Below are 24879 nucleotides of genomic sequence, written 5' to 3' on the forward strand. Positions count from 1 at the left end.
CCTGAAATTGCTAACGATTTCCAATGCTTTCCACAAGCATTCTCGCATGTGGCTGGGCTTCTGCCGGGCTCTTTTTGCCGCATTTTTCTTGACGCCTGCGGCACACCAATGTCTTTTCGGGCCATGAGCGAAAAATCTGTCCCGATTCGATCCGTCTGCGTCTATTGCGGCTCCCAGCCCGGACGCGATCCGTCCTACATGGATGCCGGCCGCAGGCTGGGCAAATCCATCGCCGAAAACCACCTGCGCCTCGTCTATGGCGGCGGCACCAAGGGCATCATGGGCGCTGTCGCAAGCGGGGTTCTTTCCCATGGCGGCCGCGTGACCGGCATCATACCAGAATTTCTGATGGATATGGAGGCCACCCGACATTCTCTTGGCCAGCTCAGCGAACTGATCGTCACGCCCGACATGCACGATCGCAAGCACAAGATGTTCGAGCGTGCCGATGCCTTCGTCACACTGCCCGGCGGCATCGGCACGCTGGAAGAAATCGTCGAGATCATGACCTGGGCGCAGCTCGGTCGTCACCGCAAGCCGATGATCTTTGCCAATATTGACGGCTTCTGGGATCCGCTGATGGAACTGATCCGCCATATGGCAGATGCGGGCTTCATCCACACGGCCCACCTCGTCCAACCGATCGTCATCGACGATCCAGACGAGATCGTGCCTGCCATCATGGCCCATTGGGCTGGCGAAGTCGATCGCGACGGCGAGGCCGGCATCATCAAGCGGCTGTAATCACTCCGCCGGTTGGGCCGGGTGAAGCAAGGCCGCGCGCCGCGCGCGGCTTTCCATGATCATCGAGGTCGAATAGACCGCAAGCGCTGCCCAGATCAGGACGAAGGCGATGAGCTTCGATGTGCCAAAGGGCTCATGGAAGACGAAAACGGCGATGATGAATATCATCGTCGGCGCGATATACTGCATGATGCCGATGGTCGAGAGACGAAGCAGCTTGGCGCCATTGGCATAGATCATCAGCGGGATGGCCGTCACCACGCCGCAGGCCAGGAGCCAGAGCACATCGGCCATGCCGGTGTCGCCGAAATGCCCCTCGCCGCTCGCTTCCAGATAGATGATATAACCGATCGCGGGCACACTCAGCAGCAGGACCTCGAGAAAGAAGCCCTGGTTGGGGCCGACCGGCAGCGTCTTGCGGAAGAAAGCATAGAACCCCCAGGACACGGCCAGCGCCAGCGACACCCAGGGCAAGCCTCCGGCATCGAAGGCGAGAACGACGACGGCGATGGCCGCCAGCCCGATCGCGACCATCTGGGCCGGATTGAGCTTTTCCTTGAGAAGCACGGCACCGAGGAAGATCGAAAACAGCGGATTGATATAATATCCGAGTGCGGTTTCCAGCGCACGACCAGCGCCGATCGCCCAGACATAGATGCCCCAGTTGATGGTGATCAGGACCGCCGTCAGCATGGCCATCATCAAAGTACGCCGCGAGCGCAACGCAAGCTTGATGTCGCCGGTGCGGCCAAGAATGAGCAGCACGAGACCCGCCAGCGGCACAGACCAGACAATGCGGTGCGCCACCACTTCAGACGCCGGAATATGCGAAACGGCCTTCATGAAAAAGGGCAGGAAACCCCAGAGAAGATAGGCCGTCAGCGCAAACGCAAAACCGCGCGGCGAATCGCCCGTTGGGACCTGGGTGGTCTTGCTCGCTTCAGCCATGGCGTTTCATCCCGAATTTCTTGTCTGTTTCGGACCGTGGTACGCCAAGGTGCATGAATGCACCAATTCATTTCGGTGAAGGGATGATCAGGCCGACGAAACCATCCGCCTACTCCGCCGCCGCCAACCCCGCGTGATCGCGATTCTTCAAAAGCTTGAACACGATCGAATCCATCAGCGCCTGGAAAGAGGCATCGATGATGTTGTCGGAGACACCAACGGTCCACCAGCGGGCGCCGGTGCCGTCGACGGATTCGATCAGCACGCGGGTGATCGCCTCGGTGCCGCCGTTGAGGATGCGGACCTTGTAGTCCACCAGTTCCAGATCCTCGATCTCCGACTGGTACTTGCCGAGATCCTTGCGTAGCGCGAGATCCAGCGCGTTGACCGGGCCGTGGCCTTCGGCGACCGACATGGTCGTTTCGCCATCGACCACGACACGCACCACGGCTTCCGACACGGTCTTCAGATTGCCGTTGGCATCGAACCGGCGCTCGACCATGACGCGGAAACTGTCGACATGGAAGAAGGCCGGTACCGATCCCAGAATGCGCTGGGCAAGGATGGCAAAGCTGGCATCCGCGCCTTCATAGGCATAGCCGGTCGCCTCGCGTTCCTTGACGATCGAGATCAGCTGGTCGAGTTTCGGATCGTCTTTCGCAACCAGAATGCCGCGCCGCTTCAGCGCGTTGATGAAGTTGGCCTTGCCGCCCTGGTCCGAAACCATGACCTTGCGCAGGTTGCCGACCGATTCCGGGGTAACATGCTCATAGGTGCGCGGGTCTTTCAGCAGAGCGGAAGCGTGGATGCCGGCCTTGGTCGCAAAGGCCGAGGCGCCGACATAGGGCATCTGGTGATCGGGCGAGCGGTTGAGAAGTTCGTCGAAGGAATGCGACAGCTTTGTCAGTTCCAGCAGCCGGTCGGGATCGATCGATGTCTCGAACCGGCTGGAATAGGTCTCCTTCAAGGCCAGCGTCGGGATCAGCGTCACCAGATTGGCATTGCCACAGCGCTCGCCGATGCCGTTCAGCGTGCCCTGGATCTGGCGCACGCCGGCCTCGACGGCGGCGAGCGAATTGGCCACCGCCTGTCCGGTATCATTGTGGGCGTGAATACCGAGACTGGCGCCGGGCACGCCATGGGCGATGACGGCTGAAACAATATCGCGGATTTCCGGCGGCTGCGTGCCACCATTGGTGTCGCAGAGCACGACCCAGCGCGCGCCGGCGTCATAGGCCGCCTTGGCGCAGGCCAGCGCATAAGAGGGATTGGCCTTGTAGCCATCGAAGAAATGCTCGCAGTCGATCATCGCTTCCTTGCCGCTTTCAACGACGGCCGAGACCGAGGCACTGATGCTTTCGAGGTTTTCCGCGTTGGTGCAACCAAGAGCGACGCGGACATGATAGTCCCAGCTCTTGGCGACAAGACAGATCGCGTCGCTTTTCGCCTGCAGGATTGCCGCCAGCCCCGGATCGTTGGAGGCGGAGACGCCGGCGCGCTTGGTCATGCCGAAAGCAACGAAGCATGCCTTTTGTGTCCGCTTCGCCTGGAAGAAGTCCGTATCGGTCGGGTTTGCACCGGGATAGCCGCCCTCGACATAGTCCATACCGAATTCGTCCAGCATCTTGGCAATGGCAATCTTGTCCTCGACGGAGAAGTCGATGCCAGGCGTCTGCTGGCCGTCGCGCAGGGTGGTGTCGAAGAGGTAGATGCGTTCGCGGGTCATGGGTGTGATTCCAGATCGAGGGCCGGTTTATGCGGACGCATACCCCCTCTGTCGGCGACGCCGACATCTCCCCCACAAGGGGAGATCGGCCGCTGGCTCTGTGCCCGCCAATTTTGGGACGTCGAAAAGCTCGCGAATGATCTCCCCTTGTGGGGGAGATGTCACGGAGTGACAGAGGGGGTGCAAACGGGATACGCAGTCATATCAATTCTTCCCCGCAAACTTGTCCGTCGCCCGGATCAGCCGGTCGAGGATGCCGGGTTCCGAATAGGCGTGCCCTGCCCCCTCAATCAGGTGAAACTCCGCTTCCGGCCAGCCCTTGTGCAGCGCCCAGGCATATTTGGCCGGGCACGGCATGTCGTAGCGCCCATGGACAATGACGCCGGGGATGCCGTGGAGCTTGGGGGCGTCACGCAGCAACTGCCCCTCCTCCAGCCAGCCGGCGTTCACGAAGAAATGGTTTTCGATACGGGCGAAGGCATGCGCGTAGTCCTCGTCCTCGAAGGGCGTCGAGGTTGCGGGCTCGGGCAGCAGCGTGATGGTCTCACCTTCCCAGATGCTCCAGGCCTTGGCGGCGGCCAGACGCGTTGCCCGGTCGTCGCTGGTCAGGCGCCGGTGATAGGCATGCATCATTTCGTGGCGCTCATTCTCCGGGATCGGCGCGATGAAGCGCTCCCATTTGTCGGGAAACATTTCCGAGACGCCGAACTGATAATACCAGTCGAGCTCGGCTTTCGTCAGCGTATAGATACCGCGCACGACCAGTTCGGACACCCGCTCGGCATGCTTCTGGGCATAGGCGAGCGCCAGTGTCGAGCCCCAGGAGCCGCCGAAGACCAGCCATTTTCCGGCACCGGCCATTTCACGCAGGCGCTCGATATCCTCAACCAGATGCCAGGTCGTGTTGGCCACCAGTTCGGCATGCGGCGTGGACTTGCCGCAGCCGCGCTGGTCGAACAGCGTCACATCATAGAGCTTGGGGTCGAACAGGCGGCGATGTTTTGGCGAGATCGTGCCGCCGGGGCCGCCATGCAGGAAAACCGCCGGCTTGGCGCCGGGGGTGCCGGAGCGCTCCCAATAGATCACATGACCGTCGCCGACATCGAGGTGGCCGGAGGCATAGGGTTCGATTTCCGGATAGAGTGTGCGGAGGATTTCGGTCATGCTGTCTGCTTTCAAATCAATCGGTCGAATGGTTACGCTTCAGGCGTCGGGAAACTGCGGCCAGACTTCAGTGTCGTGATCCGGATGCTGGAAAGAGATGGTCGCTTCCTGGCGCATGTAGAAATCGGGATCGTCATGCACCGGCTGGTCGAAAATCTCGGTCACCCAGGCATTGCGGGCGGCGAAATTCACCTGGATCTGCGGCATCAGATCGGAGCGATCGTCGAAGGCGCCGATGGCGATTTCGAGGCCGCCGGGGTGTTTGTAGGTCAAAGGCGTGCCGCAGGCGGCGCAGAAACCGCGGGCGATATTGATCGAGGACTGGAAATAACTCGGCTCGCCGCGTGTCCATTCCGTCTCGCCCTTGACCGTGACCAGTGGGCCGAAAAAGCCACCGAATGCCTTTTGGCACATGCGGCAATGGCAGATCGACGGGCGGCCCAACGCCCCATGAATGCGAAAACGCACGGCGCCACACTGGCAGCCTCCGGTTCGAACGGTCTCTGTCATTTGAATTTCTCCGGTGGCCAGGTTTCGGTGTCGTGATCGGGGTGCTGGTAGGAAACAAGGGTGGCAAGAAAGGAGACCGCATCCTGATCGGCCATCGTATCCTCGCCCGGCAGGTCCGGGATGTGATCGACGTAGGAGAGCTTGCCCTCGATGCCCCACTGGATCTTCGGCACGATGGTTTCTGGATCATCGAAGACGGCGATTGCCAGACCGATGCCATCCGGTGCTTCGTAGCATAGCGGCGTGCCGCAATCGCCACAGAAGCCACGCTTGACGGCATTCGACGAATGGAAATATTTGGGTTCGCCGCGTGTAAAGGCGAGTTTTGCATTGTGCAAGGAGACGAGCGGCGCATAGAAATTGCCGAACGCCTTCTGGCACATGCGGCAATGGCAGACCGAGGCATCGCCGAGTTGGCCGTTCACCCGGAAACGCACCGCGCCGCACTGGCAGCCGCCGGTTTGGATGGGTTTGGTCATGATCGGTCCTTTCCGAGCACTTTCAGGATGTGAAGGCAGACACCATCGATGTCTTTCAGAACATCCTCATTCCAGAAGCGCAGAACAGTCCATCCATCGGTTTCAAGGCGTTTTGTCCGCTGGGCGTCATAGGCCGTATTCTGATCGACAGCGTGCTGCGATCCATCGAGCTCAACGACCAAGCGTTGCTCCGCGCAGACAAAATCGACGATATAGCCTGCGATCGGTAGTTGACGCCGGAAGCCGAGCCCTATGAGGCGATGGGCGCGCACGGCGTTCCAGAATTTCAGCTCAGCATCAGTCAGGTTTTTTCGCATATGACGCGCATTTGCGCGTGCTTTCAGGGGACTGGCGTATGCGGCAAGATACCCCCTCTGTCACTTCGTGACATCTCCCCCACAAGGGGGAGATCGATCGCGGCCAGCATCCCGCCCCGAATGTTCGTCCGTAGATTGCGCAAACAACCCAGCGGAATCAAGCATCTCAGGCTCAGTCAACCGCAGGTCGAAGCGCTCAGCGGGAAAGTTGCCGCGGGCTCCCGATCTCTCCCCTTGTGGGGGAGATGTCACGAAGTGACAGAGGGGGTAGCCGCAGCAAAGAACATTACCGCTTGACCTCCCACGTCGTCACGCGCTCGCCAGTCGCTGCATCCTTGCTGTCCTTGAGCTGGATGCCCTTGGCGAGCAGCTCGTCGCGGATCTTGTCAGCTTCAGCGAAGTTTTTGGCTGCTAGGAAAGCGAGACGTCCCTCAATCAGCCGATTGAGGATTTGAATAGGAAAAATTTTGGCTGCAGCGGCAATATCCTCTGGTGTCTGAAACTGAGCCGCATACTTGGAATACTCAGCCCGCTCAAGCGCTCCACTTAGCTGATCTTGATAGTGCTTCGCATCTTTTACGAGCCCTAAAAATGTCAATGACTGTCCCAGCCTCAACCGAGCCTCTTCGTCTGAGCGTGCAGCGATGGATAGGGCGTCCATCCTTGTGAAGGCTCTGTGAGCGTTCAAGTCATCGAACAACGCAGATAGCATTTCCTTATCAGGCGACGGCATCAATTGGTAAGCCATTAGGGAGCCAATGGCTCTTTTCCATTTTTGAAGCCGGTTCTCCGCCTCCTCCAGCCGCTTGATCGAGAAATCGATCGGCTCGCGATAATGCGTCATCAGCATGGCCAGTCGCAGCACTTCGCCCGGCCATTTGCGACCCCCGAATTTCTCCGTGTGCAGCAACTCCTGGATGGTGACGAAATTGCCTTCGGATTTCGACATCTTGCGGCCTTCGACCTGCAGGAAGCCGTTGTGCATCCAGACATTGGCCATGACAGCCGTGCCATGGGCGCAACGCGACTGGGCGATTTCGTTTTCGTGGTGCGGGAAGATCAGGTCTAGGCCGCCGCCGTGGATGTCGAAGGTCTGGCCCAGATAACGCTCGCTCATCGCCGAGCATTCGATATGCCAGCCGGGCCGGCCGCGACCCCAGGGGCTTTCCCAGCCGGGTTCGTTGTCGGAAGACAGCTTCCAGAGAACGAAATCCTGCGGGTTCTTCTTGTGCGCCTCGACCGCGATGCGGGCGCCGGCCTGCTGCTCGTCCAGCGGACGCTTGGAGAGCTGGCCGTAATCCGCCATGGATTTCGTGTCGAACAGCACCTCGCCGGCGGCCACATAGGCATGGCCCTTGGCGATCAGCTTTTCGATGATCTCGACCATTTGCGCGATGTTGTCGGTCGCGCGCGGCTGGTGCGTCGGATCGAGGCAGCCGAGCGCCTTTGCATCATCGAGAAACTGCGTCTCGGTCTTTTCGGTGACGGCGCGAATGGCGTCGTTGAGCGGAAGGTCCGGAAAATCGCGTAGCGCCCGTGCATTGATCTTGTCATCGACGTCGGTGATGTTTCGCGCATAGGTGACGTGCGCCTCGCCATAGACATGGCGCAGCAGCCGGTAGAGCACATCGAAGACAATGACCGGGCGGGCATTGCCGATATGGGCGAAATCATAGACCGTCGGGCCGCAGACATACATGCGGACATTGGTGGGATCGATCGGCTGGAAATCGACCTTCTCGCGCGTCAGCGTGTTGTAGAGTTTCAATGCCGGCAGGTCTTCCATCCCAGTCTCCATTCCCAAATGCGTCGTCGATCAAACGTCAGCCGTCCGGCTGGCCCGTCGCGTTTGTCATCTTGGTTTTTGGGAGACGAAAACGGCCAGGCCAGCGAAGCGCTAGCGAATAATGATCCGGCAGATGCAGATGATCGTTTTCATGGGCAGCGTTATCGCGCCTGCAAGACTTGTGGTCAAGGGGTCAGCGAGGCGCAAGTTCGATATGTTGCGATACTGGCAAAACGGTCATTGTTTTGTCATGATTGCGCTTATCTGGAGCAACCGGAATCCGGAGAAAACAACGCCGCATAATCTGGCCTGTTTCCTCAGGAACAATAAGGGAAGCCGTTTTCGGAGAAATGATCCGGGAACGAAGCGACCCGATCTAGGGAAACACCATAGGAGAGTTTGAAATGTCCGCCACCAAGACCGACAAGAACAGCCCGCGACCGGCGGAAAATCTTGTCGAACAATATCGCCCGCTTGGCCTGAAGGCCGTTCTCGCTGCCGCCCTGCAGGTGAAGAAAAAGCCGGTGAAGGCGACGTCGAAGACCAAGCTGCCGGCCTGACGGCACCCCCGCTGTTCATTGCCTGATGACGTTAAAACAGGGAGAGCTGTGTCGATTTCGGCGCAGCTTGAGGCTCTGTATTGCGACGCGGGCGCGGCGTCACCGGCGTCTGCAGGTCCGCGCCGACATTGGCGACCTTGTTGACCTTGTCGGAGACGGCGATCGCCTCGAAATAATCGTCTTCCGCCTGAACCATCAGGTTGGCGACGTCACGCGGCTCCTGCGTGCGGCAATCGAGCCAGCGGGAAAATCTTCCGGCTTGATCACAACAGGCATGCGGTCGTGGATCTCGCCGATCGTGGTATTGGCGGCTACGGTGAGAATCGCGGCCGTATCCACCTCCGAGCCATCCGCCGACGCCCAGGTTTCCATCAGACCGGCAAAGGCGACGACACCGCCATTGCGCGGCCTGATCCAGTAGGCTTGCGAGGGCTCGCCGCTTTCTTTGGGCGGCCGGTGCCATTCGTAGAAGCCGGAGACCGGAACGAGAATGCGGCGATGGCGCATGGCCGCCTTGAAGGATGCCTTTTCAGCAGCAGTCTCGGCGCGGGCATTGATCAAAAGCGGAAAATCGCGCGGGTCCTTGACCCAGGACGGTGTCAGCCCCCAGCGAACAAGAATGGCCTTGCGCTCCGGAAGATTGCTGCCGGGACTGGCGCGCTCGCCTGCCATGACGATGAGAATCGGCTGCGTCGGCGCGATATTATAGCGCGCCGGAAATCCCTCGACTTCCAGAAGACCGAATATATCCTGCAAGTCCCTCGGGCTTGCTGTCAGCGCAAATCGTCCGCACATGACATTCAAATGGCATTTCGCCTAAGGTGGGTCAACGATTTGAAAGTACCGGATCAGAAAATGCCCCCTTCGCCCCAACTCGCCTCCTCCGCCGTTCTTGAGCGTGGCGGTCGCTATCTTCTCGTGCGGCGCGCCAACCCGCCATCGGCGGATATGTTCGCTTTCCCCGGCGGCCGGGCCGAGCCCGGAGAAACGCCGGCGGAGACGGCCTTGCGCGAATTCCATGAAGAAACCGGGATCGCTGCGCGCAACCCCATTCTGTTCGAAACCTACGACCTGCCGCCGCAGACTGCCGATGGCGTCACGGCCCGGCATTTTTCCTCTCGGTCTTCACCGTCGATGCCGATCCGGACAGCGAGGCCATAGCCGGCGACGATGCAGCCGCAATCGGCTGGTACACGCCGGACGAAATCCTCACACTGCCGGTGCCGGACAGTGTGCGTCATTGCGTGGCGAAACTGCAGGGCGAGTGCGCATGACCACCGATCGAAGGACGTTCCATACCCAAGCCCGCGCAGTTTTGGCCTGCGCGCTCCTGCTTTTGCCCTCCAGTGCCAACGCGCAGGACGCAAAGCCCGCAGCAGAAACGCCCGTGGAAACACCTGTTATCGCCGAGGAAAAGCCAGCGCCCTATGATCCGCAACTGGTCAGGCTCTCGGAAATTCTCGGTTCGGTGCAGTATCTACGCACGCTGTGCAAAGGCGAAGGTGACGATGGCTGGCGGCAGGCGATGCAGCAACTGATCGACCAGGAGGCGGCCAACGAGGTGCGCCGGCGCGAACGTTTTACCGCCGCCTTCAACCGCGGCTACCGCACGTTTGCCTCGGTTTATACGACCTGTACTGAACCTGCGGTTGTCGCAGAGCAGCGATACCGTGCCGAAGGGGCAACACTTGCTTCGGAAATAGTCGCGCGATTCGGAAATTAAGGGGAAATTAACCTCTTTCTTCAGGACCCCGTGTCGTTTTGGGAAAAGGCTGCTAATGATATTAAGAGAGTGGTAAGAAGTGGCGCCGGGTGATTTACCGGGGCGAGTAAAGAGCGTGAAATCTGCATGGAACGTATGATGGAACCCAGCCTGAATGACATCGACGACATGATCGTTCATGAAAAAATGCAGGCTGCGCTTGAACATCAGAACGAAGCGTGGGCGGATGGAATGGCTGATGGCATCGAGCCGGAAATCATTGCAGACGCTGCCATTGCGCTGGCCATGCGCGAGACGATACGCCTGCATGGTGAAGGCGGTGCCGAGGCGATGCTGGAATCGCTTCGCGAGCGCATGCTTGCCGGGGAATTCTCGCCGGAACGGACGCTGCAATAAACTTCGAGGCTGTCATGACACGCCAGACCCACGCCAACCGGATCATCGCGGTTCGCCTCGGTATGCTCCTGTTCGCAGCCGTTTCGTTCTCCTCTATCGGATTTGCCCAGCCTGCGCTTGCCCTCAGCGAGTTGAAGACGATCCCCGGCCAGGCCGCCGAGGACGGCGCCGCTGAAAAGCCCGCCGACAGCGACGAACCCTCCGATGATGTGCCGCTTGAAATTCCGCTGCCCGATCCGCTGGTCAACAAGGCGCTGAACGACGGGGATAAAGAGCCGGTGGAGCCTGCGGTCCCGGTCGAAGTACTTTCCGACGTTTCGAAAATTCCCCAGGCCGTCGCCCGCATGCGCGAACTGATCGTCGAAGCGGCAGCCTCCGGCGATATGGAGCGCCTTCGCCCCTGCTTGGCAAAGGCGACACGCAGACGCAGGTGAGCGTTGGCGAGGGCGATGAAGACCCCATTGCAACGCTCAAGGGCCTGTCCGGTGATGGCGAGGGCGTCGAAATCCTGGCGATCCTGCTGGACGTGCTGTCGACCGGTTTTGTCGAGATGGAGAAGGGCACGCCCGAAGCCATGTATGTCTGGCCATACTTTGCGGCAAAACCGCTTACCTCCCTGACGCCACCGGAAAAGGTCGATCTGTTTCGGCTGGTGACGGCCGGCGACTTTGCAGGGATGCAGGAATTCGGAACCTATAACTTCTACCGCGTCGGCATCACAGCCGATGGCGAATGGAAATTTTTCGTCGCTGGTGACTGATGCTGCCGTAAAGCAGCTTGCCCGGGCGCTTGCGAAATCCTACCTGTTTGGTCAGCCGAACGGCACAGATCAGGATGAACGCCATGCCCTCCATTGCCGCCCCCGTCGCTGCCCTTTCCGACCGTGCCCTTATCCACGTATCGGGACAGGACGCCGAATCCTTCCTCCAAAACCTGATCACGACCGACCTGGGCAAGCTCGAAACGGGCGAAATTCTGCCCGGCGCACTGTTGACGCCGCAAGGCAAGATTCTTTTGATTTCCTCGTTTCGCGCGATAGTGATGCCGGAATACGTCTGGAAACCGGCACCGAGCAGGCGGATGGCTTGTTGAAGCGGCTGACCATGTACAGGCTGCGCGCGCCCATCACGCTGACCATCGACGCGCCCGCCGCCGTTTCGCTGACACTTAGGGAGGAAGATACCGGCACCGGTTTCCGCGACATGCGATTTGCCAAAACGGGGGAAACGGTGTTCCGCCACTATGCGGAAGTGCCGGATGCGGAAGCCAGCGTGGAAGACTTCGAGCGGCTTCGCATCGAAAACGGCATTGCCGTCTCCGGCGCGGATTATGCCCTGCAAGATGCCTTTCCGCATGACGTGCTGATGGATTTCAACGGCGGGCTTTCCTTCAAGAAGGGTTGTTATGTCGGGCAGGAAGTGGTCTCGCGCATGCACCACCGGGGCACGGCACGCCGGCGTGTTGTGATCGTGCGGGCAGAGGCCGGTTTGCCGGAGACCGGCACCCCCATCACGATCAACGGTCGCCCGATCGGCACGCTCGGCAGCGTGCTCGGCAACAGCGGTCTGGCGATCGTGCGCATAGACAAGGCCGGCGAAGCCATGGCCAAGGGTGAACCGATTCTTGCCGGCGATATAGCGGTCACGCTCAGCCTGCCCGCATGGTCCGGCCTGTCCTTCCCGACCGTTTCCGAAGAAGCGAGCGGCTGATGCCTGCGCCTATTTCTACCCGGGCGTGGCAGCGCATGCTTTCCGGGCGGCGCCTCGATCTGCTCGATCCGTCACCGCTCGACGTCGAACTGGCCGATATCGCCCATGGTCTCGCCCGTGTCGCCCGCTGGAACGGCCAAACGGAAGGCGACCATGCCTTTTCCGTTGCCCAGCACAGCCTAGTCGTCGAGGAAATTTTCCGGCGTATGAACCGCTGCACCGCAGACGAGTGCCTGGCAGCGCTGCTGCATGACGCCCCGGAATATGTCATCGGCGACATGATCTCGCCGTTCAAGGCGGTGGTCGGCGGTGGCTACAAGGCCGTCGAAAAGCGGCTGGAGGGCGCCATTCACCTGCGCTTCGGCCTGCCGGCACTGACGCCGGCGGATGTGAAGGACAAAATCAAGAAGGCCGACCAGGTCGCGGCCTATTTCGAGGCGACGGTGCTGGCCGGATTTTCGCTGGAGGAAGCCCGCAAATTCTTCGGCCAGCCGCGCGGCATCACCCGCGAGATGATCCCGATAGATCCGCTGCCGGCGATCGAGGCGCAACGCCTGTTCGCGGCCCGTTTCGCAGCCATCGAGGCCGAGCGCGCCCATGCGTCGACGGTGTCCTGAGATGCCGCACATCATCGTTGCCCCCTCTCGCGCATCGCGGAAATGGCCGTCCGCCACGGTTGTCGCGAGATGGTCAGCCTTCTCGCCAAGGGGCAGACCTTCCATCGCCCTGCGGTGATATCCGCCAGCCGTCATCTGGTGCTTGGCCTCAACGACATCACCTTCGGCGGCACCGGCAAGAAGGCCGGCGACCTGATTGCCCCCAGGAAGAACACGTGGTGGAGGTCATCAATTTCGCCCGCGCCTGGGATCGCTCAACGCCGCTTCTGGTGCATTGCTGGATGGGCGTCTCGCGGTCACCGGCGGCGGCCGTAATTGCCGCCCTTGCCATCGCGCCCGATCAGGACGATCAGGCGCTGGCGCTGCGGCTTCGGGCCTCCTCCCCTATGCCACGCCCAACAGCCGCCTGATCGAGATCGGCGACCACCTGCTGGATCGCAAGGGCCGTCTGGTTGCGGCGATCAAATCGATCGGCCGCGGCGCGGATGCCGACGGCAACGCGCCTTTCGTTTTCGCCATCCAGCCGGAGGTTTTGACCGATGCCGGCTGAAGCGCCGTCGATGACGGTGGAGATCGGCCTGAATGCCGCGGTCGTTTCCGTTGCCCATCGCAGCCCGCGCATCCTTGCCGTCAGCGATGATGGAGACGGACGCGACGGCCTGCCCTTTGGTCCCTTCGATCCCGCCCAGCACCGCACCTTCGAGACGAGTCTCAGGGCAAGCGTCGAACAGCAGACAGCGCTCGACCTTGGTTACATCGAGCAGCTCTATACGTTCGGCGATCGCGGCCGCCACCGTTCACCCCGCGAAACCGCCTTGCACGTCGTTTCCGTCGGTTATCTCGCCTTGACCCGAACCGACGACGAGCGCAACGCGCGGCTCGCGGACGCCGGCGCGCAATGGCGCGACTGGTACCGGTATCTGCCCTGGGAGGACTGGCGGCAGGGCAGACCTGTCATGATCGACCAGCATATCCTGCCCGCCTTGATCGAATGGGAAAAACAGACAGGCCCGGAGGAAAGCTCCGGCCTGCCGCTCCGCCGCACCCGTATTCGCCTGGCTTTCGGGCTGGACGACTTTCCCTGGGACGAGGAACGCGTGCTGGAGCGCTACGAGCTGCTTTATGAAGCCGGTCTTGTCGAGGAGGCGGTCATCGACGGGCGCACACCGCTCCGTGCGCTGTTTGCAACCGGCCAGACGATGCGCCACGATCACCGCCGCATCGTTGCAACCGCCATCGCGCGGCTGCGTGGCAAGATCAAATACCGGCCTGTGATCTTCGAGCTCATGCCACCGGAATTCACACTCACCGACCTGCAGGCCACCGTCGAGGCAATCTCCGGCCGACACCTGCACAAGCAGAATTTCCGTCGCCTTGTCGAAGGCGCCGAACTGGTCGAGCCAACCGGCATGCTGACATCAGCCACCGGCGGGCGCCCGGCCGCACTGTTCCGCTTCCGCCGCCAGATCCTCGATGAGCGGCCGGCCCCCGGCCTAAAGGTCGGCGGTCGCTGAAGACGCCGCGGCGAAGCGACGCCTGCTTTATTCGATCACCGCGCAGGCCAGTCGGTCACCAGCATCGCCAGCCGGCTGGCTGCGATTGTCGTCTGCCTTGGCGTGGATCATCAACGCCCGTCCGCGGATGCCATTGTTCGCCTCGTCGAGGCTGACAAAGCCGTTGAAGACCTGGGCGCGCATCGCGCCGTCCTGGCCGACATACTGGTTCGGCATATCGCCGGCATGCGGCCCCTTCGCGGCAAGGAAACCATGCTCGGCCTCGGCCGGATTAAAATGCGAACCGGCCGATTTGTGACCATCGGCGTGATCGCACCGCCCGGTTTCATGAACGTGAAAGGCGACCCAAGTGCCGGGCGGAAGGTCAGAGACTTCAAGCTCGATCAGGACGCCCTTGTCGGCATCCGTCAGGGCGGCACGGCCGTTTTCCTTGCCATCCTTGCCGACGAAATTGGCGATGGCGGTCTGTGAACTCTGCTGGGCAGCCAGCGGCGTCGCGAACAGCACTAGAGCGGCGGCTGTTGAAAGCAGCGTTTTCATGAAGATCTCCTTTTTCCGTTAAAGGAGGACAACGCCTGACACCTTCGCCTGTTCCGGCCAGCAGAGATGACGATCGGTTAGTTGCGGCTCGATCAATAGTCGATCAGCACATCGAGCCCGATATCCAGCGTTGGCGCAGCCATAGTGATCTTGGACGTCGAGATGTAATCGACGCCGGTTTCGGCGATGGCACGGATCGTCTGGAAATTGACGTTGCCGGAGGCTTCGAGCTTGGTCCGGCGTGTGTCCGAGGGATAATCTTCAACTGACAGGTGGAAATGCGCGGCATTGATGGCAACAGCCTGCCGCAGCAGGTCCGGCCCCATATTGTCGAGCAGGATGACATCGGGATTGGCGGTCAGCGCCGCGCGCATCTGATCAAGGCCGTCCACCTCGATTTCTATCCTGACCAGATGGCCGACATAGGCGCGGGCGGCATGCACGGCCTCGGCCACGCCGCCTGAAACGGCGATATGATTGTCCTTGATCAGGATGGCATCATCCAGGCCGAAGCGATGGTTGGAGCCGCCGCCCAGCCGCACCGCATATTTCTCCAGCGCCCGCAGGCCGGGGATGGTCTTGCGGGTGCAGCAGACCTTTGCCCGCGTATGGGCGATCTCTGCTGCAAACTTCGCGGTGTAGGTCGCGATGCCGCTGAGGTGCATGAGGAAATTCAGCGCCACGCGCTCGGCCGACAGCAAGCCGCGGGCCGGGCCGGAAATCCGCGCCAGCGCCGTGCCGGGAGATGCCGCGTCACCATCCCGCACCAGCGCCTCGAAACGCAGCGTCGGATCGATCAGACGAAAGGCGCTGCGCGCAAGCTCCATGCCGGCGACCACGCCCTGCTCACGCGCATTCATCGCCGCCGTCGCCGTCCTTTCCGGCGCGATCGTTGCATAGGTGGTGATATCGCCGGCGCGGCCAAGATCCTCTATCAGCGCAGCGCGCACCTGATCCTCGATCATCAGGGCCGGCAGTTCGGGGCGAAGGGCGGTCAAGGTCATTGGCGGATTCTTTCCGTATCAAACAGGAGGGTGCCTCTTCTCCCCAACGGGGAGAAGTGCCGAGCACATGCGAGGCGATGAGGGGGCTCTCCGCAATCCCGGAATATGCCGCCCCCTCATCCAGCCTTTCAGGCCACCTTCTCCCCGCTGGGGAGAAGCGAACTCTTAAACAACTGCCATTTCCGCAACCTCGGCCACCACGCGGTCAGCCTCGGGAAGCGTGATGAACGTCCGATGTTTCCAGCCGTCAACCGTGTCCGGGCAATCCGAGCGATAGTGCCCGCCCCGGCTTTCCGTACGCAGAAAGGCTGCCGTCGTGATCAGCTTCGCCGTCGTCAGGATATTGGTCAGGCGCAGCCGCGTATTGCCCCGCTCTAGAGCGGCGATCTCGCGGATGGTACGGACCAGGCTGTCACGGGAGCGGATGACGCCGACATTGTCGCTCATGGTTTGGCGCAGTCGCGTCAGAGATGGGCTGTCCTCAAGCGTGACGGGATCGTCGTTTTCGCCAGCATTCTTGCCCCAGTCGCTGATCTTCGCTTCCGGCAGCATGCCCTTGATGTTATCGGCGATGCGGGCGGCGAATACCACGGCTTCGAGCAGCGAGTTGGACGCCAGCCGGTTGGCGCCGTGCACGCCGGTGGAGGTGACCTCGCCCGCTGCCCACAGGCCGTCGATCGAGGTGCGTCCTTCGCCATCGGTCAGCACGCCGCCCATGTGGTAATGCACGGCCGGCACGACCGGGATCGGCTGCGTGGCCGGGTCGATGCCGGCGGCCATGCAAGACGCGTAGACGGTCGGGAACGCTTCGGCGAATTGCGCGCCGACAGCCTTGGTGCAATCGAGAAATGCGCCTCGCCCGCCCTGCACTTCGGCAAAGACGCCGCGGGAGACGATGTCGCGCGGCGCAAGCTCGCCATCCGGATGAATGTCGAGCATGAAACGATGGCCGGCTGAATTGATCAGATGTGCGCCATCCCCACGCAAAGCCTCGGTGGCGAGCGGCGCCGGATCACGGCCGATATTGATGGCTGTCGGATGAAACTGCACGAATTCCGGATCGGCTATGATCGCGCCGGCGCGTGCGGCCATGCCGACGCCCTGCCCGCTCGCCTCGGTCGGATTTGTGGTGACGGCAAACAGATGGCCGACGCCGCCGGAGCAAAGCACGACGGCGCGTGCCGGAAACGACACGCGCTTCTTCGATTGGCCGGCATCGGGCCTGGCAATGACGCCGGATATAAAGCGCCCCTCGCGCACCAGTTCCTCGACGACATAGCCTTCGAGTACCCGGATCGACGGCGTCTTGCGTACGGCTGCGATCAGCGCCTCCATGATCGCCTTGCCGGCCATGTCGCCCTTGACGCGGACGATGCGACGCTCCGAATGGGCGGCCTCGCGCGACAGCAACAGCTTGCCCTCGAGATCGCGGTCGAAGGGAACGCCATAGTCCAGCAAATCATGAATGCGGGCCGGTCCCTCCTGCACCATCATGCGCGTCATCTTCTCGTCGACGATCCCGGCACCGGCAGTGAGCGTATCGGCGACATGCTTATCGACGGTATCGCCCAGCCCCATGGCAGCCGCGATGCCACCCTGCGCCCAGGCGGACGAGGCGCCATGGCCGATGGGAGCGGCAGCAAGAACGGTCACCGGGCGCGGGGCGAGTTTCAGCGCGCAGAACAGTCCGGCAAGCCCGCCGCCGACGATGACGATGTCATCAATGCCGTTGAAGGTTTGTGGGCGGAAATGGTCGGTCAGCATTTCAGTTCTCCATCCCTCTTCTCCCTGCGGGGAGAAGTGCCGAGCATTGCGAGGCGATGAGGGGGTACCGCAAACTCTGTTTGCGTGGCCCCCTCATCCGGCCCTGCGGGCCACCTTCTCCCCGCTGGGAGAAGACAGCCCTCGCCAAGCCCTACTGCTTCAAATTCACCATCCGCTCGACGGCAAGCCTTGCACGGCCGGCAATCGCCGGATCGACAAGCACTTCCTCCGTCATGAACAGCAGGCTGTCGAGGATCTTCGGCAGCGTGATGCGCTTCATGTGCGGACAGAGATTGCAGGGCTTGATGAAATCGACACCCGTGATTTCTGCCTGGATATTGGACGCCATCGAACATTCGGTGACCAGCAGCACGCGGGCAGGACGCTTGTCTTTGACGTAATTGATCATGCCCGAGGTCGAGCCGGCGAAATCGCAGACGGCAATGACATCAGGATGGCATTCGGGATGGCCGATGATCTCGATGCTCGGATCGGCTTCCTTGTAGGCCAGCAGCTCGGCGGCCGTGAAGCGCTCGTGTACCTCGCAGTGGCCCTTCCAGGTAAGGATCTTCTTCTTCGTCTGCTTGGCGACGTTCATCGCCAGATATTCGTCGGGAATGCAGAGCACCGTGTCGCTCTCGAGGCTTTCGATGACTGCGAGAACATTGGACGACGTGCAGCAGATGTCCGTCTCCGCCTTCACATCGGCCGAGGTGTTGACATAGGTGACAACAGGCACGCCCGGATAACGCTCCTTCAACAACCGCACATCGGCGCCGGTGATCGATTCCGACAGCGAGCAGCCGGCCTTGCCATCCGGAATGAGCACGGTCTTTTCCGGATTCAACAGCTTGGAGGTCTCGGCCATGAAGTGCACGCCGCACTGGATGATGATTTCGGAATCGACCTTGGTGGCGTCGCGGGCAAGCTGCAGCGAATCACCGACGATATCGGCGACGCAGTGGAAGATGTCCGGCGTCTGGTAGTTGTGCGCCAGGATGACAGCGCCGCGTTCCTTCTTGATCCGGTTGATGGCGTGCACATAAGGGGCATAGACCGGCCACTCGAAGGCGGGGATGAACTGTTTCACCCGCTCGTACAGATGCTCCGTCTCGCGGGCGATTGCCGGCGTGAAGGCGAGGTCCGGGCGCTCGATAATGCCGAAACGCTCGGCCGCCGAGATCGGGCCAAGTGCCGGAGTGATTGTGCTTTCGAGCCGCTGCGAAGTGGTCATCGGCCTCTCCCTTCCGCCACTCTCCCGGTGGCAAAGCCTATTTTGCTCATTCTGAGCATAATAGGATCAAAAGAAAACCGGCAGTGCCGGTGGATGAGATTTAGAAAGTTTTGTGACGCTTTTCAAGAATGCTTCCCGCACTTTCTGCGGGAAGCAGGATTTTCGATGCTTATGCCATGGCTGGACGCTCGACCGGCTTTTCCGCAATCGGCCAATGCACGACCGCCGCAAACAATCCAAGCGCGACGCCGAGCCACCAGACAGGATCGTAGGATCCGAAGCGGTCATAGAGATAGCCGCCCATCCAGACGCCGAGGAACGAGCCGATCTGGTGTGAAAGAAACACGACGCCGCCGAGCAGGCCGAGATGGCGCGTGCCGAACATGATGGCGACCAGCGCATTGGTCGGCGGCACCGTCGATAGCCAGAGCAGCCCCATGACGGCGGCGAAGATGATGACCGAGGTCGGTGATTGCGGCAGCAGCAGGAAAGCCGAAACGACGATCGAGCGGCCGATATAGATATAAGCGAGGAAATAGGGCTTCGAATATCGCTGGCCAATCCAGCCGGCCGCCAGAGAACCGATGATGTTGAAGAAGCCGATCAGCGCCAGCGCAATCACCGCATAGCGCGCATCAATGCCGATGTCGCCGATATAGGCCGGGAAATGCGCGGTGATGAAGGCGACCTGATAGCCGCAGACGAAGAAGCCGGTGACCAGCAGCAGGTAGCTCTTGTGGCTCAAGGCCTCCTTCAGCGCTTCACCGATCGACTGCTTGTAGAGGATTTCCTTCTGGCTGCCGGACGAGAAATTGCCACGAAGAGGGATCGCAAACAGCGGCACCAGCAGCATCAGAATGCCCATATAGACAAGGCTGTCGGACCAGCCATAGGTCGAGATCAGCCCCTGGCTCAACGGCGCGAACAGGAACATGCCGGCCGAGCCCGCCGCCGTGCAGATGCCAAACGCCATGGAACGCTGCTGCGGCGTAACATTGCGGGCAAAAGCCGACAGAAGGATGCCGAAGGAACCGGCACCGACGCCCAGCCCCACCATCACGCCGCCGCCGATATGCAGCCAGATCGGCGCATCGGCATGGGCCATAAGGATCAAGCCACCGGCATAGACGAGCCCGGAAAAGGCGAGCACCCGCCAGGAGCCATATTTGTCGGCTATCGCCCCGAAGAATGGTTGGCTGACGCCCCAGGCCAGATTCTGGAAGGCCATGGCAAGCCCGAAGGTGGTGCGGTCCCAACCGGTATCGGCCAGCATCGGCAGTTGGAAGAAGCCCATGGCCGAACGCGGGCCGAAGGTGAGCACGGCAATCAGCGAGCCGGCTATGATGATCAACCAGGGCAAACCAGGGCTGACGGCCGATGCACGTGCGGTGGACGGGGAAACGGCGGACATGGCTCTGCTCCGGAGATTGAAGCGCGATGATACCCGCAGGCTAAAGACGACGGAAGCCAATTAAATTGACGGCTGCATCACCGGAATTGATCAAGCGAGTTTTGTCGAGCGGCGGTGCCTACACGGAACGAACAGGCCGATCAGCCCCGGATCTTCATCGGCCAGCGCTCCTGCCGCGCCTTCACCACCCGCATCTCGTCACCGAGATTGATCGTGCCCTCGCTGCGCGGAACCGCGTTCCAGCCGAACAGCACGCCGGGGACGCGGCGGTCGGCGGACATGCGCTTTTCGGCCAGACCCTGGATCGGGTTGCCGCCGATGCGCTCGCCTGTCACCTGGTCCTGCGTCGTCATGATGCAGCGGGCACAGGGTTTGACGAGGTCGAAGACGATGCCGCCGATTTCGATGCTTTCCCAGAAATCCTCTTCCCAGGGATCATCGTTTTCGATCAGGATATTGGTGCGGAAGCGGTCCATGCCGACCGGTTCCTGCCCCTTGGCAAGCAGCGTCACGTTTAAATCGGCAAGCGAGGCCGTGGTGGTGACCAGCACCGGAAAACCATCCGCAAAACCGACGGGCGCCGCCTCGCCGGCCCATTCGGCACCCACCTTGCGATCGGCCCGGTCATCCATGAAGGCGAGCTTGACCGGACGGCCGAGCCAGCCAGACAGCGTGCCATTCGCCGTATCATCCGCGATTGCCGCATCGACTGTCTCGTCCCAGACCGTAACGTGCATGCGGTTTGCCGCATCGAAAACGGCCGTCAGGCTGTTGCCCTGCATGACAAGATGCACGCCGCCTTCGACCGGCATCGCCTCGACCTGCGCCAAAACCTGCAACTCGCGCTGGGTGATGAATTTCCCGTTGGGATCGACGATCATGAAACGGCGGTCGTCGACCAGTCCGTCGCGCCGCACAGAGACGCTGTCTCGCCGGATGGCGCGACCGCTTTTCAACGGATGGATGTTGAGGCCGCTCACCTTCATATCGTGCTTCCCTTGTCTTGGCGCGTTCGTTCGCGAATTGATTCAAGCCGATCGCAAAAGGATTCCGGCAATCGTCCGAACATGCTGATTTTCCTAGATTTCGTCCAGCATCATGGCCAGCACGCGGCGCAGCTTCTCCTGCCGTTCCAGCGCCAGCGTATGGCCGGCGGCGGTCTTGAAACCCTCCGTCAGCCTGAATAGCTTCACCTCGAAATGATCGAGGGCATAGGCCTTGTCGTCGAGCTCACGGTTTTCGGCCAGCGGGTCGAGCGGATCGTAGAGCCCGCTGCCCATGCGCCCGGCGATATAGAAACAACGGGCAGCACCGATCATGCCGATCGCATCCAGCCGGTCGGCGTCCTGCAGGATTCTTGCCTCGAGGCTCTGCGGCGGCAGATCGGCGGAAAAGCTGTGGGTGAGAATGGCATGCGCCACGGCCGCCATGTCGGGCGTGCGCCAGCCGAGTTCGTCAAGCAATTCGAAGGCCTTTTCAGCGGCCAGGCGCGAGGCTTGCGCCCGCAGGGGCGAGTTCTTTTCGACAGCAACACAGTCATGCAGCAGAACGGCAGCCGCGAGGATGCGCAGATCGCCACCTTCCTGCGCCTGGATCTTCAGGGTATTTTTCCAAACACGGATCAGATGCGCGGCATCATGTGAACCGTCATCGTCGGCGAAGGCATGAGGCAGCAATTGCGCAGCCAGCGTTTCGAACGGCGCAAAGGCGGCACTCAGCGAGGCAAGTCGGGTCATCGGTCATCCATGGCATGAGTCTACAGGCGAAACCGCGCTCAGGCTGTTTCGCCCGGTTTGGCATTCGAGTCCAGAGCCGACAAATCCGCGGTCGGATCGACGGGCGGCGATGTTTCGGATGCAACGCCCCTGCCTGACAGAATCTTCTGGTAGAACAGCCCGATGCCGATCAGCACGCCGCCGAGACCGATGAAGGACAGCGCCCGCAGGAAGCCTTCCAGATTGGCCATGTCGATCAGGAAAACCTTCAAAACGGCGATGAACACCAGAACGGCGGAGGCGATTCGAATGCTCTTGGCGTTGAAGCGCGAGCCCAGTACCAGCAGCAGCACGCCCAGCAGCAGCCAGACCACGGAATAGGTATAGGTCTCGCCTTCGAGGAAGCCCTTCCAGTCGGCAATGTTCTGGCCCTGCCAGAACCGGCGCACGGACAGCGTCGCCCAGGCAAAGGCCAGCACCGCGCCGGCAACGGCGAGCGCCGTCACATAGGGCATGGGGCGCTTTCCGCGCGCATACCAGGCAAGCCCCGCATAGCCCAATCCCGGTACGAGGTAGCCGATCAGAAGCAGGTCGAAGACCGGCACGGACCCGAGCAATTCGCCGCTGAAATAGGGGTTAAGGCCGATCAGGTGGGCGAACAGGATGGACAGCATCGACAACAGGCCGATGCCCATGCCGCCATAGCGGAAGACCGGGCTTGGCGACTTAGTGTCCAGCGTCATCAGGATGCCCGAGGCGCCGATGGCAAGCAGCGTGTAGATCGACTGTTCGCCGAGCGTCGGCACGCTGCTGTCGAGCACGCCGCCGTTCATCGCATGGCGCACGAGGATGGCGATCGTCAAAAGCACGAACAGGCTGGCCAGTGCCTGCAGCAGGTTGCGCACGCGCACGCCCGGCCAGTTGCGCAGTTCGAAGGCGCAAGCGACCAGAAGCATCGCGGGAATGCCGTAGCCGGCGAGAAGCGCATTGAAAACCGGCGTGGTCGAAAGGTTTTCCGCGCCGACGATGGTCGGTTCCCAGCCGATGCGGGCAAGGACGGCGATGGCGGCACCCACCATCATCCACGGCAGCGCAGGCCAGGCCCGAAGTCGTGTGGCCGCAACATAGGCTGCGCCAACAAAAATAATGCCTAGCGTCGTGGCAAGCCCATCCGTCAGGGCATGCAGCGCCAAGACGAACAGGGCCAACGATCCCGCGATCAGAATGCTCTGCGGGAGGTGGCCGGTTTCTTCCATCGATTCTCCGGAGGTTTTGCCCACACGCCAAATCCATTCGGCAAGGACAAGCAAGGCAACACCCGTTCCGAGCGCAAACAGGCCATGGGGGGCGTCGAAGGAGAGGTTTCCGGTCATCAGAAAAGACATGGATGTGAGCGCCAGCGGAACCACTGAGGCAATCACCGTCCAGACGGTCGAAAACTGCGGCTGCGACTTCAAATGCCGGTAGAGCGCCAGCGCGGCCAGCAGGATGAAGAAGCCGGACAGGGCCATGCCCGTCAGCATCGCCGTACGGCCGGAGACCGCGACGATCGGCACCGCACCGGGGATGCTCGGATCCAGGAATGTCAGAAGGCCGCTCAGCGCCGTCATGCTCCAAAGACCGGTGATACCAGCGGTCGCGGAAAGCACGGCCGGATAGACGGCGATACTGCGCCACGCGCCGAATATGGCAAGCGCCGCGACGATCACGGCGAACTGCGTGACGGGATAGCCCGATGGCAGGAATGCGGGGCTGATCATCGACAATGCCGTGACGACCGCGGAGGCGGCTGCGGTAACAGTGATCGCGGCACAGGGTGGCACGAACAGCCTCTCCCAGGGGCCGGGCTGTAGTGTCTGGGTGGCATCGACGACATCCGTTTTGTCGTCCGCAACGGCCAGTTCCTGAATGCCGCCGGGCCAGACAAGGCCGATACCGGCGATCATGACGAGCATCGTCAGCGTCACCGGCAGTGTTTCGAAGGGAGACGCAGAGGCGATGTAGAGGACGGCCCAGAGACCGAGGCCGATATTGGCGATCGACGGCACCACCGTCCAGCGGCGGATGCGCGCTGCCAGCAGCGTTGCCAGCCAGGCGATGATCAGGAAGCCGAAAAGCGCCCAGGGGCTGGGGCTTTCCGACGAAACCAGCGCGGGCGTCGCCAGCGAGCCGAGCAAGCCAAGACCGGCCAGCGCCTGCCCGTGCAGAAGCGAAAGCGCAACCGTCGCCAGCGCCACCACTCCAAGCAGCACAAAAGCGGCGGCAGGCCCGATGAAACCGTAAATGCCGTGGGCCGCGTAGCAGACGCCAAACAAGGTCAGCGCGCCGGCAGCAGTCAGGATGCCCGGTATCATCGCGTTCTGGAACTGATCGGCAATCAGCGGCACCGCACGGCGGCGCACGAATTCGCCGCCCGCCATCAGCACCAGGCCGAACAGAGCCGCCATGACCAGGCGGACGGCGGGGCTGAGCAGGCCAGCGTCGATGGAATACTTGACCATGAAGATGCCGCCAAGCGCCAGCGCAATACCGCCTACCCAGACGGCCCATCGGGCGCCAAGCCGGCTTTCGAGACTTTCCTTGGGATGAACGGCAACCGAATCGATCGATCCCGTGGCGGCCGCACGCGCCGGAACCGGCTCACCGCGCGACGCCTTTTCGACCGCCTCCTGGCTGAGCGGCGGCGTGTCGCCACCAAAATTGCCGCGCCGCGCCGCGCAGCGGAATCGCGTGCACGCACAGGCATCTGCCCGGCCGAGATCCGAGGTCTCCTCGGACGCCGGGGCCGCGGATCCGCCTGCGGATGCCTCTGTCGATGGAATGACTGGCGCACCATCCAAAGCAGCCTTCGGGGTGTCCCCGCGCGCTTCGAGGCGCTTCAACTCTTCCTTCAGCGTCTCGATTTCCAGATCGATACGCTCGGCCGTCTTGCGGCCATTGAGGAACGCGACCAGCGCCAGCGCAAAGGCAACGAAAGCAATCACTTCAATCATGTTTTCCCCAAGCTATGCCATTTGC

At 61.6% G+C, this 24879-nt stretch carries 21 protein-coding genes and 5 pseudogenes; 10 read left to right on the forward strand and 16 right to left on the reverse strand.

Translation table 11 applies throughout. The annotated features are described in order from the left end of the window. Window positions 1-123: 123 nt before the first annotated feature. Entirely contained in the window at window positions 124-744 is a 621-nt protein-coding gene (locus tag P6U16_RS03955) for a TIGR00730 family Rossman fold protein (RefSeq protein ID WP_277702686.1), read from the forward strand. Here the strand turns inward: P6U16_RS03955 and rarD are convergent, their stop codons facing one another. The 7 genes from rarD to cysS all read right to left on the reverse strand — a co-directional run bounded on the left by rarD (window position 745) and on the right by cysS (window position 7674). Continuing rightward, window positions 745-1692, reverse strand: a complete 948-nt coding sequence (rarD, locus tag P6U16_RS03960) for an EamA family transporter RarD (protein WP_277702687.1) — start codon at window positions 1690-1692, stop codon at window positions 745-747. Between the two features lie 109 nt (window positions 1693-1801). After that, window positions 1802-3418 (reverse strand): citramalate synthase, encoded by a 1617-nt coding sequence (cimA, locus tag P6U16_RS03965; RefSeq protein ID WP_277702688.1) that lies wholly within the window; start codon window positions 3416-3418, stop codon window positions 1802-1804. Window positions 3419-3622: 204 nt separating this feature from the next. Beyond that, window positions 3623-4582, reverse strand: a complete 960-nt coding sequence (pip, locus tag P6U16_RS03970) for a prolyl aminopeptidase (protein ID WP_277702689.1) — start codon at window positions 4580-4582, stop codon at window positions 3623-3625. Between the two features lie 39 nt (window positions 4583-4621). After that, window positions 4622-5092 carry a GFA family protein gene (locus P6U16_RS03975; RefSeq protein WP_277702690.1) on the reverse strand — a complete coding sequence of 157 codons (471 nt, stop codon included), beginning with the start codon at window positions 5090-5092 and terminating at the stop codon, window positions 4622-4624. Continuing rightward, a complete protein-coding gene (locus P6U16_RS03980) occupies window positions 5089-5571 on the reverse strand; it encodes a GFA family protein (protein WP_277702691.1) in 483 nt (160 codons plus the stop codon). The genes P6U16_RS03975 and P6U16_RS03980 overlap by 4 nt, the downstream gene beginning before the upstream one ends. Beyond that, window positions 5568-5888, reverse strand: a complete 321-nt coding sequence (locus tag P6U16_RS03985) for a DUF559 domain-containing protein (protein ID WP_277702692.1) — start codon at window positions 5886-5888, stop codon at window positions 5568-5570. Before P6U16_RS03985 ends, P6U16_RS03980 begins: the two co-directional genes overlap by 4 nt. A gap of 286 nt (window positions 5889-6174) precedes the next feature. Further along, complete coding sequence (gene cysS / locus P6U16_RS03990; protein ID WP_277702693.1) at window positions 6175-7674, reverse strand: cysteine--tRNA ligase; 1500 nt, start codon at window positions 7672-7674, stop codon at window positions 6175-6177. 404 nt (window positions 7675-8078) lie between these two features. Between cysS and P6U16_RS03995 the strand changes: the two genes are divergently transcribed. Next, the gene (locus P6U16_RS03995; protein ID WP_277702694.1) at window positions 8079-8234 is read left to right on the forward strand and encodes a hypothetical protein; all 156 of its coding nucleotides are present in this window, start codon (window positions 8079-8081) and stop codon (window positions 8232-8234) included. Window positions 8235-8265: 31 nt separating this feature from the next. Here the strand turns inward: P6U16_RS03995 and P6U16_RS04000 are convergent. Beyond that, a pseudogene (locus tag P6U16_RS04000) lies at window positions 8266-9029 on the reverse strand (SOS response-associated peptidase). 60 nt (window positions 9030-9089) lie between these two features. Between P6U16_RS04000 and P6U16_RS04005 the strand changes: the two are divergent. The 8 genes and pseudogenes from P6U16_RS04005 to P6U16_RS04040 all read left to right on the forward strand — a co-directional run bounded on the left by P6U16_RS04005 (window position 9090) and on the right by P6U16_RS04040 (window position 14193). Next, window positions 9090-9508: pseudogene (locus P6U16_RS04005) on the forward strand (NUDIX domain-containing protein). Next, entirely contained in the window at window positions 9505-9957 is a 453-nt protein-coding gene (locus P6U16_RS04010; protein WP_277703996.1) for a TIGR02301 family protein, read from the forward strand. The pseudogene P6U16_RS04005 and the gene P6U16_RS04010 overlap by 4 nt, the downstream one beginning before the upstream one ends. Window positions 9958-10083: 126 nt before the next feature. Beyond that, complete coding sequence (locus P6U16_RS04015; RefSeq protein ID WP_277702695.1) at window positions 10084-10353, forward strand: hypothetical protein; 270 nt, start codon at window positions 10084-10086, stop codon at window positions 10351-10353. 14 nt (window positions 10354-10367) lie between these two features. Beyond that, a pseudogene (locus tag P6U16_RS04020) lies at window positions 10368-11113 on the forward strand (hypothetical protein). Between the two features lie 83 nt (window positions 11114-11196). Beyond that, window positions 11197-12062 (forward strand): annotated as a pseudogene (locus tag P6U16_RS04025) (folate-binding protein YgfZ). Continuing rightward, window positions 12062-12679, forward strand: a complete 618-nt coding sequence (locus P6U16_RS04030) for an HD family hydrolase (RefSeq protein WP_277702696.1) — start codon at window positions 12062-12064, stop codon at window positions 12677-12679. Before P6U16_RS04025 ends, P6U16_RS04030 begins: the two are co-directional and overlap by 1 nt. Before the next feature lie 42 nt (window positions 12680-12721). Next, window positions 12722-13229 (forward strand): annotated as a pseudogene (locus P6U16_RS04035) (tyrosine phosphatase family protein). Further along, the gene (locus P6U16_RS04040; RefSeq protein WP_277702697.1) at window positions 13219-14193 is read left to right on the forward strand and encodes an NAD regulator; all 975 of its coding nucleotides are present in this window, start codon (window positions 13219-13221) and stop codon (window positions 14191-14193) included. Before P6U16_RS04035 ends, P6U16_RS04040 begins: the two are co-directional and overlap by 11 nt. Before the next feature lie 27 nt (window positions 14194-14220). Here P6U16_RS04040 and P6U16_RS04045 read toward each other — a convergent pair whose 3' ends face one another. From P6U16_RS04045 to P6U16_RS04080, 8 genes are all read right to left on the reverse strand, one after another. Continuing rightward, window positions 14221-14733 carry a superoxide dismutase family protein gene (locus P6U16_RS04045; RefSeq protein ID WP_277702698.1) on the reverse strand — a complete coding sequence of 171 codons (513 nt, stop codon included), beginning with the start codon at window positions 14731-14733 and terminating at the stop codon, window positions 14221-14223. A gap of 92 nt (window positions 14734-14825) precedes the next feature. Continuing rightward, window positions 14826-15731, reverse strand: coding sequence for a carboxylating nicotinate-nucleotide diphosphorylase (gene nadC / locus P6U16_RS04050; RefSeq protein ID WP_277703997.1), 906 nt, complete (start codon window positions 15729-15731; stop codon window positions 14826-14828). 171 nt (window positions 15732-15902) lie between these two features. Then, complete coding sequence (locus P6U16_RS04055; RefSeq protein WP_277702699.1) at window positions 15903-17501, reverse strand: L-aspartate oxidase; 1599 nt, start codon at window positions 17499-17501, stop codon at window positions 15903-15905. Between the two features lie 151 nt (window positions 17502-17652). Then, entirely contained in the window at window positions 17653-18735 is a 1083-nt protein-coding gene (gene nadA, locus P6U16_RS04060) for a quinolinate synthase NadA (RefSeq protein ID WP_277702700.1), read from the reverse strand. Window positions 18736-18904: 169 nt separating this feature from the next. Beyond that, the gene (locus P6U16_RS04065) at window positions 18905-20146 is read right to left on the reverse strand and encodes an MFS transporter (RefSeq protein ID WP_277702701.1); all 1242 of its coding nucleotides are present in this window, start codon (window positions 20144-20146) and stop codon (window positions 18905-18907) included. Between the two features lie 140 nt (window positions 20147-20286). Beyond that, the gene (locus P6U16_RS04070) at window positions 20287-21132 is read right to left on the reverse strand and encodes an MOSC domain-containing protein (RefSeq protein ID WP_277702702.1); all 846 of its coding nucleotides are present in this window, start codon (window positions 21130-21132) and stop codon (window positions 20287-20289) included. 93 nt (window positions 21133-21225) lie between these two features. Then, window positions 21226-21882: an HD domain-containing protein gene (locus P6U16_RS04075; RefSeq protein WP_277702703.1), complete on the reverse strand. Its 657-nt coding sequence runs from the start codon at window positions 21880-21882 to the stop codon at window positions 21226-21228. Window positions 21883-21920: 38 nt separating this feature from the next. Beyond that, a complete protein-coding gene (locus P6U16_RS04080; protein ID WP_277702704.1) occupies window positions 21921-24854 on the reverse strand; it encodes a DUF2339 domain-containing protein in 2934 nt (977 codons plus the stop codon). Between the last annotated feature and the right edge of the window lie 25 nt (window positions 24855-24879).

This window comes from Rhizobium sp. 32-5/1, assembly GCF_029537235.1.
Taxonomy (GTDB): domain Bacteria; phylum Pseudomonadota; class Alphaproteobacteria; order Rhizobiales; family Rhizobiaceae; genus Pararhizobium.

Excerpts from the sequence above, each read along its gene's own strand:
- P6U16_RS03980 (WP_277702691.1), bottom strand. The coding sequence starts at position 5,571 with ATGACCAAACCCATCCAAACCGGCGGCTGCCAGTGCGGCGCGGTGCGT.
- rarD (WP_277702687.1), bottom strand. The coding sequence starts at position 1,692 with ATGGCTGAAGCGAGCAAGACCACCCAGGTCCCAACGGGCGATTCGCCG.
- P6U16_RS03995 (WP_277702694.1), top strand. The coding sequence starts at position 8,079 with ATGTCCGCCACCAAGACCGACAAGAACAGCCCGCGACCGGCGGAAAAT.
- P6U16_RS04015 (WP_277702695.1), top strand. The coding sequence starts at position 10,084 with ATGGAACGTATGATGGAACCCAGCCTGAATGACATCGACGACATGATC.
- P6U16_RS04045 (WP_277702698.1), bottom strand. The coding sequence starts at position 14,733 with ATGAAAACGCTGCTTTCAACAGCCGCCGCTCTAGTGCTGTTCGCGACG.
- cimA (WP_277702688.1), bottom strand. The coding sequence starts at position 3,418 with ATGACCCGCGAACGCATCTACCTCTTCGACACCACCCTGCGCGACGGC.
- P6U16_RS04070 (WP_277702702.1), bottom strand. The coding sequence starts at position 21,132 with ATGAAGGTGAGCGGCCTCAACATCCATCCGTTGAAAAGCGGTCGCGCC.
- P6U16_RS04075 (WP_277702703.1), bottom strand. The coding sequence starts at position 21,882 with ATGACCCGACTTGCCTCGCTGAGTGCCGCCTTTGCGCCGTTCGAAACG.
- nadA (WP_277702700.1), bottom strand. The coding sequence starts at position 18,735 with ATGACCACTTCGCAGCGGCTCGAAAGCACAATCACTCCGGCACTTGGC.
- P6U16_RS03955 (WP_277702686.1), top strand. The coding sequence starts at position 124 with ATGAGCGAAAAATCTGTCCCGATTCGATCCGTCTGCGTCTATTGCGGC.
- P6U16_RS04055 (WP_277702699.1), bottom strand. The coding sequence starts at position 17,501 with ATGCTGACCGACCATTTCCGCCCACAAACCTTCAACGGCATTGATGAC.
- P6U16_RS04065 (WP_277702701.1), bottom strand. The coding sequence starts at position 20,146 with ATGTCCGCCGTTTCCCCGTCCACCGCACGTGCATCGGCCGTCAGCCCT.
- P6U16_RS04040 (WP_277702697.1), top strand. The coding sequence starts at position 13,219 with ATGCCGGCTGAAGCGCCGTCGATGACGGTGGAGATCGGCCTGAATGCC.
- cysS (WP_277702693.1), bottom strand. The coding sequence starts at position 7,674 with ATGGAAGACCTGCCGGCATTGAAACTCTACAACACGCTGACGCGCGAG.
- P6U16_RS04030 (WP_277702696.1), top strand. The coding sequence starts at position 12,062 with ATGCCTGCGCCTATTTCTACCCGGGCGTGGCAGCGCATGCTTTCCGGG.
- P6U16_RS04080 (WP_277702704.1), bottom strand. The coding sequence starts at position 24,854 with ATGATTGAAGTGATTGCTTTCGTTGCCTTTGCGCTGGCGCTGGTCGCG.
- P6U16_RS04010 (WP_277703996.1), top strand. The coding sequence starts at position 9,505 with ATGACCACCGATCGAAGGACGTTCCATACCCAAGCCCGCGCAGTTTTG.
- pip (WP_277702689.1), bottom strand. The coding sequence starts at position 4,582 with ATGACCGAAATCCTCCGCACACTCTATCCGGAAATCGAACCCTATGCC.
- P6U16_RS03975 (WP_277702690.1), bottom strand. The coding sequence starts at position 5,092 with ATGACAGAGACCGTTCGAACCGGAGGCTGCCAGTGTGGCGCCGTGCGT.
- P6U16_RS03985 (WP_277702692.1), bottom strand. The coding sequence starts at position 5,888 with ATGCGAAAAAACCTGACTGATGCTGAGCTGAAATTCTGGAACGCCGTG.